Origin of the sequence: Geminicoccus sp., assembly GCF_036263595.1 — a bacterium.
Lineage (GTDB): Bacteria > Pseudomonadota > Alphaproteobacteria > Geminicoccales > Geminicoccaceae > Geminicoccus.
Window position 1 is genome coordinate 18,358 of record NZ_DATAGQ010000196.1, and the last position, 8,875, is coordinate 27,232.

General features: G+C 63.4%; 7 protein-coding genes. 5 read left to right on the top strand and 2 right to left on the bottom strand.

All coding sequences use genetic code 11. The features are described 5' to 3' along the window. Positions 1–144: 144 nt before the first annotated feature. Both VHL31_RS21275 and VHL31_RS21280 read right to left on the bottom strand, forming a co-directional pair. On the bottom strand, positions 145–795 hold the full coding sequence (locus VHL31_RS21275; protein ID WP_329663247.1) for a response regulator transcription factor: 651 nt from the start codon (positions 793–795) through the stop codon (positions 145–147). Next, complete coding sequence (locus tag VHL31_RS21280) at positions 792–2,660, bottom strand: ATP-binding protein (RefSeq protein WP_329663248.1); 1,869 nt, start codon at positions 2,658–2,660, stop codon at positions 792–794. The genes VHL31_RS21275 and VHL31_RS21280 overlap by 4 nt, the downstream gene beginning before the upstream one ends. 598 nt (positions 2,661–3,258) lie before the next feature. Between VHL31_RS21280 and VHL31_RS21285 the strand changes: the two genes are divergently transcribed. The 5 genes from VHL31_RS21285 to VHL31_RS21305 all read left to right on the top strand — a co-directional run bounded on the left by VHL31_RS21285 (position 3,259) and on the right by VHL31_RS21305 (position 8,528). Beyond that, entirely contained in the window at positions 3,259–3,585 is a 327-nt protein-coding gene (locus VHL31_RS21285; RefSeq protein ID WP_329663249.1) for a hypothetical protein, read from the top strand. 146 nt (positions 3,586–3,731) lie between these two features. Further along, positions 3,732–4,097, top strand: coding sequence for a hypothetical protein (locus tag VHL31_RS21290; RefSeq protein ID WP_329663250.1), 366 nt, complete (start codon positions 3,732–3,734; stop codon positions 4,095–4,097). 162 nt (positions 4,098–4,259) lie between these two features. Beyond that, positions 4,260–4,526 carry a hypothetical protein gene (locus VHL31_RS21295; RefSeq protein WP_329663251.1) on the top strand — a complete coding sequence of 89 codons (267 nt, stop codon included), beginning with the start codon at positions 4,260–4,262 and terminating at the stop codon, positions 4,524–4,526. Positions 4,527–4,566: 40 nt separating this feature from the next. Beyond that, a complete protein-coding gene (locus VHL31_RS21300) occupies positions 4,567–6,060 on the top strand; it encodes a PRC-barrel domain-containing protein (RefSeq protein WP_329663252.1) in 1,494 nt (497 codons plus the stop codon). Continuing rightward, a complete protein-coding gene (locus tag VHL31_RS21305; protein ID WP_329663253.1) occupies positions 6,057–8,528 on the top strand; it encodes a glucose/quinate/shikimate family membrane-bound PQQ-dependent dehydrogenase in 2,472 nt (823 codons plus the stop codon). Before VHL31_RS21300 ends, VHL31_RS21305 begins: the two co-directional genes overlap by 4 nt. Positions 8,529–8,875 lie beyond the last annotated feature (347 nt).

Consider the following 8,875-nt stretch of genomic DNA (forward strand, 5'->3'; position numbering starts at 1 on the left):
AATGCCTCTGCTACGCCGCCGCATCAGCCAATCGAGCAGAGCGCAATCCAGCTTTCCGAGGACCAGTCATCACTGCGGATGAACGACCTCCATCGAGCTGCACAGCCTGAGCCAGTGCGAAGCGCGCATGCGATCGGCCTGGCTTCAAGGCCTCTCGAGATCGTCCATCCATCCATGGGAGGCGCCATACCGGACAATGTCCGCACGCGTCCGCAAGTCCAGCTTCTCTGCCGCCCGCTGCTTATAGGTCTCGATGGTCTTGACGCTGACCTTGAGCTGCGTGGCCGTCTCCTTGTTGCTGAACCCCTGCGCCACCAGCCGAAGCACCTCCTGTTCACGTTGGCTGAGCGGCTCCGCCGGCGACGCAGCGGTGCGGGCAGCTTCCGGCAATGCCTTGTCGGCAATGGCTGGATCCAGATAGACGCCACCGGCAGCAACCGCGCGAATGGCCCGGACGAGATCTTCGGCAGCCGAACGCTTCAGCACATAGCCACGCCCACCTGCCTGCAGGAGCGGCTGCACATAGGCCCGGTCCTCGTGGACGGTCAGGGCCAGCAGCTTTACGTCTGGACAGGCGCTGGCCAGGACCCTGGCGAGTTCAAGGCCGCTCATCTCCGGCAAAGAGATGTCGATCACGGCCACATCCGGCGTCGTCTCCATGATCATCTTCAGCGCAGCCGGACCCGTCGTCGCCTCGCCGACGAGCGTGATCTCCGGCGCAACATCCAGCAGCGCCTTGATCCCAGCCAGGACGACCGGATGATCGTCGGCAAGGGCGACGCGGATCACGCTCATGATTCCAGCCCCTGATAACCTGGTTCGATCGGGATCTGAATGAACAGTGCAGCCCCGGCACCCACTGTCGCTTCCAGTGCCAGCGTTCCGCCAACCAGCGTCAAGCGCTCCCGCATGCCGGACAGCCCGAGGCCGTGGCCCTTGCAGCTGTTACGCTCTGCCTGCTGCGCCTCGGGATCGAAGCCCCTGCCATCGTCCTCGATGATGATCCGAAGCTGGTCCGGCCTGCGCTCGATCACAAGGCTGACATGCTGCGCGTCCGCATGCTTCAGCACATTCGTCAGCGCCTCCTGCACGACCCGGTACACTGCCGTCTCGATCTCGGTCGGCAGCCGATCGTCGTCCCCGATGACCTGAACATCGATGGCTACGCCGCTTCGATCTCTCCAGGCCGATGCGTACGCCATGAGCGCCTTGTGCAGGCCGAGATCGTCAAGCGCCGCTGGACGAAGGTCCGATGCCGCCTGATGGATGTCATGGCCAATTCCAGTCGTCAGCGCCTGGAGCCAGTGAAGCTGCTGGCGAACCTCGCCCAGGCAGCTTTTGCCCTCAAGGGTACGCTCCAGGCTCTTCAGACCCAGCGACAGGCCCGTGACGGTCTGGCCAACCTGATCGTGAAGCTCCCGGGCGATCCGGCGCCGCTCGTCCTCCTGAGCCTGCGCCAGGCGGCGAAGCAGTCTGAGCCGCTCCGCACGGGCACGCTTGCGTGGTTCGACGTCGGCCAGGACACCGTGAACGAAAGCGACCTGCGCGTCCCCGATCTGCCTGGCCTGGCCGGTCGCACGCACCCAGTGGATGCTTCCGTCCCGCCAAAGGAACCGGAACTCGACATCGATCGGGGCGTCGTCGCCAAGGCAGCGCTGGACTGCCTTCCAGACCGCACTTCGGTCCTCCGGATGGATCGTCCTCACGATCGCCCGCGGCCGCCACACCACAGCGGGCGGCGGGACGGGCAGGCCGAGCAGGGCCCAGCAGCGGGGTGATCCGACAACCTCGCCTCCCTGCACATCCCAATGCCATGTACCGAGATTGGCTGCCTCGACCGCCAGGGCGCCGCGGTCCTCGCTGACCTTGAGCGCCGCCGCCGATCGCTCTGTCTCGATGCGTCGCCGCCGGGCTATGTCACGCGCTGTCATCCATGCGAGGATGGCTGCGAGGGCGAGGCTCGCGAGGCCGCCTGCGACGATCAAGTATACCGACCGGCGGATTGGGCCGTGCAGCCTCTCGCTGGAAATGCCGAAATGGACCGACCAGTTGGCGGCGCGTGGCAGCGTGCGGTAGACCGTATCCACCTCGATCCCCTCCAGGGTAGGGCCTCGATAGGTTCCTGACGGCGCGCGCGCCATGGCCTCGCGCACCGCCTCGCTGGCGGGACGGCCCAGTTCGACCTCCTCTCCTATGGTACGCGCGATGAACCGCCCGCGTGCATCGACGACCGCCCCGATCCAGCCCTCTGGGGCGCCTGCGTCACGCAGGATCGAACTGACGCCCTCGGGTGCCAGAGCCACCGACAGAACATAGCGAAGTGTGCCGCCACGCATCACAGGGACTCGCAGGGCCACGAGTTGACGCCCTGATACCGAGCCGACGGGACCGATACCGCCAACTGCCGGCAGCTTCGTCCGGATGACCCGATCGAAGCTTTCCCGGTCGGCCGTCGGTCCCAGCGGGACGTCGGGCGGGCGCAACAGGTTGAGCACCTGGCCGCCGGCCGGATTGGCAAGCTCGATCGTGTGCCATAGGGGCTGCGATTCCTTGACCCGCTGCGCTTCGGTGTAGAAATTGAACAGATTGGGAAAATCGAGCGCGGTCGAAGCGGCGAGAGCCTGCGCCACCTCGAGCTTGGTCGCTATGTCGGAAGCCACTCGTTCCGCGACGTGCTCTACCGTGTCCGACACTGCCCGACGGGCGGCCGTGCGGTCCTGTTCTGCAAGGTTGTAGGCGACCCATCCTCCAAAGAGAAGCACAGGAACCGCGGCTGCGAGAACGAGCGACAGCAGCCGAGGGCCTGCCGCGTCGGATCCAAGAAACGCCAATGGCCACAGTTCCCATGGCTCCCCGCGAGCCCTGGCATCGGCTTCGGATGAAGATCCGGCCTCCGCTGCTCCTGTACGCTGGCGAACGTCGGAACGACAGGTTCCGTCAAGCCGCGAGCCGGGCCTTAGTCTCGTCGACAACCTGTCGCTCCAGGTCATGCTTGCTGCAGTACTGCATCGCATAAAGTGGAAAATAGCAGATCATGCGTCGATGAAAGCAGGGGAAAGCCCCGTCGTCCTGTCAGGTTTTCCCTTACAGACATACCGCTAAGCCCGACTGGCAGCCGCAACGTCAGGATTATATCTTCCGGACGTCGGCTGGATACTTCGGAGAACATCTCGTTTCTGGCCATCGAAAGATAAGCATGCCGTAACGAGCTTGATCTTGTTTCACGGCTGCACACTCCACCGGCAAAGGAGATCAGTCATGAAGAACGACTGGATGAAGCTGCTCGGCGCAACGACGCTGGCCATGTCGCTGCTGGCCTTCGCCCCAGCCATGGCGGACGAATCCTATAGCGACTGGGACACCGACAAGAACGCCGCCCTCGATAACGACGAGTTCGCCAACAAGTTCGATTCCGATGGCATCTACAATAGCTGGGATTCGAACGAGAACGGCGGCCTGTCCCAGGACGAGTTCAACAACGGCGTGTTCGGCAGCTACGATAAGAACAAGAACAACATCATCGAAGAGTCCGAGTTTGGCGACCTCAACGATGACATGGGCGAAAACGGCCTCTTCGACGTCTGAGGATCGCGCATCCACGGGAAGGCCATCCGTATCACATCGCCTTTCCGTGCGTGCGGCTGATGCACACCAATAATCCATAGGCCACGGTGCTGGAGCGAAGCTTCCTCGCGGGCACCTGGACCATCCCGTCATCACGGAGAGCAAGCATGCGTACAACCATTCTCACATCGCTCGCAGCAGCGGCATTGTTCACCTTGCCGGCAATGGCGGCATCGGATGATCAAGCCAGCGGTCAGCAGGCGAACAAGTCCGGATCGAACCAGCAGGGTAGCCAGATCCAGGCGATGACGCAGAGCGAGCTACGCGGCAGCCTCGAGCAGGCAGGCTTCACGGATATCACGGTGCTCGACGCCACCTATCTCGTCCAGGCGAAGACCGCCAAGGGTGACGAGGTGACGATGTTCATCAATCCTCCGGCCGACATGGCCGGCGAGAATGCGGCCGGTGGTAGTCAGGCCGGCAGCGGTGGCGACGCCAGCGGCCAGGCCCAGACCACATCCAAGAGCGAGTGATATGGCAACGCCCGGATAGGCCCATGGCCTATCCGGGTGCCGCCGAACACGTGCAAAGGACAGCTCATGGCGCGCCTGCTCCACATCGCTATAGGCGCCGTGATCCTTGGGACCGGCAGCCACGTTGCTCAAGCACAGACAACGACAGTTGGCTGTGAAGCGTTGGCCAAGAAGTACGACGAGTACGTCAAGACGGCCGACTCGCTGGTGACGGACATGGTCGGGAAGGCCCTCCAGGGCGGCGACAACTCGAGCATGCTCCAGCAGCTCGGCCTGGGAAGCCAGGGGATCTCGATCGAGCAGGCAGCGCGCAAAGGTGCCGTTGCCGCCATCTCGCCGCCGGCCCAGGCCGCTATCCTGATCTACTTGCTGCGCGCCAACACGGCGATGCAGGAGATGATCTGGAAAGACTGCACGGCGGCCAAGTAACTATCGGCAAAGCAGTCATGATTGCCAACCGGAGGAAACAATGAAGTCGTCTTTCATTTCTGCGATCGCTCTCGCCACCGCGTTCGTCACACCGACGCTCGCGCAGGAGACGGTCCAGAAGACAGCCGCCACAGCCCAGCAGGATGGCGGCAACCAGCAACTCCAGATGGTACAGCAGCGCCTGCAACAGGCCTTCCAGAGCTTGCAGCAGGCCGCCCAGGGGAACGACAACGCAGGCTTCGATCAGGCGAAGCAGGAAGCCCGACAGGCCTTGCAGGAACTGCGCCAGGGCATGGACCAACTCCCGCAGGAGCAGCGTTTCCGGATCGAAGGCCAGATGGGCCGGGCTGAGCAGACGCTCCAGGGCGATGACCCTAACGCTGCTGCGCGGACGTTCGGCGAGGTCGTGGCAATTGTGGCCGAGCCCGACCAGAACGACGGGCAGGGTGCCCAGATCCTGGTGGAGCAGGTCGCACCAAGGCTGACGGTCACACAGCCCGAGCCGGAGGTGACGGTGCGGCAGCAGCAGCCGGAGATCATCGTGCGGCAGCCGAGGCCTACCGTGACGGTGGACATCCCGCAGCCGGAGATCATCGTCCGGATGCCTGAGCCTGAGGTGAGCGTCAGCCAGGCGCAGCCGCAGGTCCAGGTTCGCCAGAGCGAGCCCCAGGTGAGCGTCCAGCCGGCGGAGCCGGATGTCGATGTAGAGAGCGGGCAACCGGAGGTTCGCGTCCAGCAACTGGCAGACGACCAGTCGAACGTCGAGTTCGAAGGCAACCGGCAGCCGCAGGTCCGCTACGAACAGGTCGAGCCGCGTGTCGTCGTCAACCAGCAGGAGGGCCAGCCGCAGATCCGAATCGAGCGGCAGGGCGAGCAGCAGCAGGGTCAAGCGCAGCAGCAGAACCTGGCTGATCAACAGCAGATGGCCTCGACGCAGCAAGATGCGGCCAACGACAGTGCAGCCCGGCTCGCAGGCATGAGGATCGGCGAGTTGATGAACAAGTCGGTCTATGGAGCCAACGGCGAGAACATCGGCGATGTCGAAGACGTCGTCATCAACCGGAAGGATATGATCGGCGGGATGGTGGTCGGTGTCGGCGGTTTCCTCGGCATCGGAGAACGGCAGATCCTGATCCCGTTCGAGCAGGTCACGCTGGACGATACGGGACGCCTGGTGACCGACTTCAACAAGGCTCGGGTCGAGCAGATGCCGGCTTTCGATGACGCCGGCTATGAGCGGGTCCAGCCTGGCCAGAGCGTGAGTGCCACCTGGAATCGTGAGACAGCTTCCTCCAGAGCGTTGGAGCCAGGCGGCTCTTGCGAGGAGCGCCCCCTCCGCAATGACAGGATCCAGCACTACAATAAGAGGACCAATGATGGCGGCGACCTAAGCCGCCATCTGCCTGGGGCGTTACCGGTGTCGATGGCCAGCACTTGCCGCCTTCGGCTTTATCAACCAGTCGATGAAGCGCTAGATTGTTCAGGCAGAGATCATTGGTGTTCAGAAGCAAGATTGCCTAGAGGTAGATCATGAGTGTTGCGCGCCGTATCGGGACCATTGATGTCCTCTGGGTCATCATTGCCATTCTTGGTCTTTCTTCTGCGGTTGCGGGCATCTGGCTGATCGCTCTCGGCGGTTCCTGGTACTATCTCGGTGCCGGAGTTGCGATGCTGACAACTGCCTACCTGCTTTGGCGGCGTCGGCCTGCAGCTCCGTGGGTCTATGCCCTGTTGACAGTAGGAACGCTCGTCTGGGCGATCTGGGAAGCGGGCTTCGACTGGTGGCCGCTGGCCGCCCGAGGCGATGTCATCTTTCTTCTCGGCCTTGCCCTCCTGACCCCATGGGTCACCAGGGCACTGGGCGCACCGGATGGCCCTGGGCGCGTGTCCGCGATCCGTGGCAGTGGTCTCGCTCTTTCATCGGCCCTGGTAATCGCGCTGCTGGTCGGCATCGCGGCACTGATGAATGATCCCCATCGGATCTCTGGCAGGTTGCCCGAAGCGCGGGCGCAGTTGGCGGCGACCGGAGATGGCGTGCCACCAGGCGAATGGCACGCTTACGGCAGAACCGGCTTTGGCCAGCGCTATTCTCCTCTTGATCAGATCACACCGGACAACGTGGCGAACCTCGAGGTCGCCTGGACCTACAGGACCGGCGACGTACCAGGCAGCCGCCCTGGCGATCCGGTGGAAACGACCTTCGAAGTCACGCCGCTCAAGATCGGCGACCGTCTTTTCCTCTGTACCCCCTATCAGGACGTGATTGCGCTCGATGCGGACACGGGCGAGGAGCTTTGGCGCTACGACCCGCAGATCCGCGACGAGCTGGCGCTTCAGCATCTGACCTGCCGGGGGCTATCCTATCACGATGGAACAGCTGCCGACGCCGCGCCGGCAGCTGACATCCCGGATCAGCAGCCGGCGATCCAGCCGCCGCCCATCGATCTGCCGACGGCAACCGCGGGTGCGCAGACGGTCGCCTCCTGCCCCCGCAAGCTGTTCATGCCGACGGCCGATGGCCGGTTGATCGCGCTCGATCCCGAGACCGGCGGCGTCTGCACGAGCTTTGGCCTGGAAGGCCAGATCAACCTGTGGACGAACATGCCCCACATCAGGGCGGGCGGCTACTATTCCACCTCGCCCGTCGTGGTGACGCAGGAACTCGTGATCGTTGGTGGCACGGTGCTCGACAACGTGTCCACGACCGAGCCTTCCGGGGTCATCCGTGCTTTCGATGTCGATACCGGCTCCTTGGTGTGGAACTGGGATCCCGCCAACCCGGATCAGACCGCTCCCCTGCCGCCTGGTGAGACCTACACCCCCAACTCGCCGAACAGCTGGTCGATCTCCAGCGTCGATGAGCAACTGGGCATGGTCTACGTTCCGCTCGGCAACCAGCCGCCAGATCAGTGGGGAGGCAACCGAAGTGCAGACGTCGAGCGCTTCTCCTCCTCCGTCGTGGCTCTCGATCTGGCGACGGGCCAGGTGCGCTGGGTATTCCAGACCGTTCATCACGACCTGTGGGACTACGATGTTCCGTCACAACCAAGCCTGATTGATCTCACCACTGACGGCGAAGCGGTGCCGGCCCTGGTACAGCCAACCAAGCAGGGCGAAGTATACGTGCTCAATCGCCAGACTGGCGAACCCATCCTGCCGGTCACCGAAGTCCGGGTTCCGCAGGGTGCCGTCGAGGGCGACTTCACCGCGCCGACCCAGCCGGTTTCGCAGCTGTCCTTCGATCCGCCGCCGCTTTCTGGCGCAGACATGTGGGGCGCTACGATGTTCGATCAGCTTGCCTGCCGCATCGCGTTCCATCGCCTGCGCTACGACGGCCGATACACGCCTCCTTCGCTGCAAGGGTCACTGGTTTATCCCGGCAATTTCGGCGTGTTCAACTGGGGCAGCATCGCGGTGGACCCGCAGCGCCAGATTGCCTTCACCACGCCTGCCTACCTGGCCTTCGTTTCCCAGCTGATTCCTCGCAAGGACGACACCACGCTCTACGTGCAGGGCGAGGACCGCGAGGACAACAGCCTGCCGGCCCTGAACGAGAACTTCGGCGCACCGTTCGCCGTGCAGCTCTCGGCGTTCACGTCCGTTCTTGGCCTGCCCTGCCAAGCACCCCCTTGGGGTTATGTGGCAGGCGCCGACCTGACCACGGGAGAGATCGTCTGGAAGCATAAGAACGGCACGACGCGCGACGCAGCGCCAGTTCCGCTACCTTTCCCGATGGGCGTTCCCAATCTCGGTGGCCCGATCATGACCGCCGGTGGCGTCGCCTTCCTGTCTGGGACCATCGACTACTATGTCCGAGCCTATGACGTAACCGACGGTACGCAACGCTGGGAGAGCCGGCTTCCTGCGGGCGGCCAGGCAACACCAATGACCTACATGGGCAAGGATGGCCGCCAGTATGTTCTGGTGATTGCCGGCGGACATGGATCGCTCGGGACGAAAGTAGGCGACCATGTCATCGCCTATGCCCTGCCAAGACCTTGAGATCTTCTTCCGTCGACCGGCAGAGAAAGCTTGCGTCAATGCTTCGGCAGCTTATCAGCAATATGACAACGTCTGCGTCGTAGTGAATATCGTATTGGCCCACCCAATGCTTCGAAAGAACACATATCGGTATCCGCAACGCTACATGACTTGGGCCGGCTTCCTCTGCCGAAAACCTCACGAGAAAATGCCGGGATCACCACCAAAGGAGACTGCCGCGAAACCCTGGCCTTGGCCGTGCTGCTGTGATTCGATCCTGGTGAAGCAGGATGGGGGCGTCCGATGGTGCGCAAGGCGGTGGGTCAGGTGAGCCTGGTGGAAGCGCTGCTGCCGGCGGCCTTTGGCAG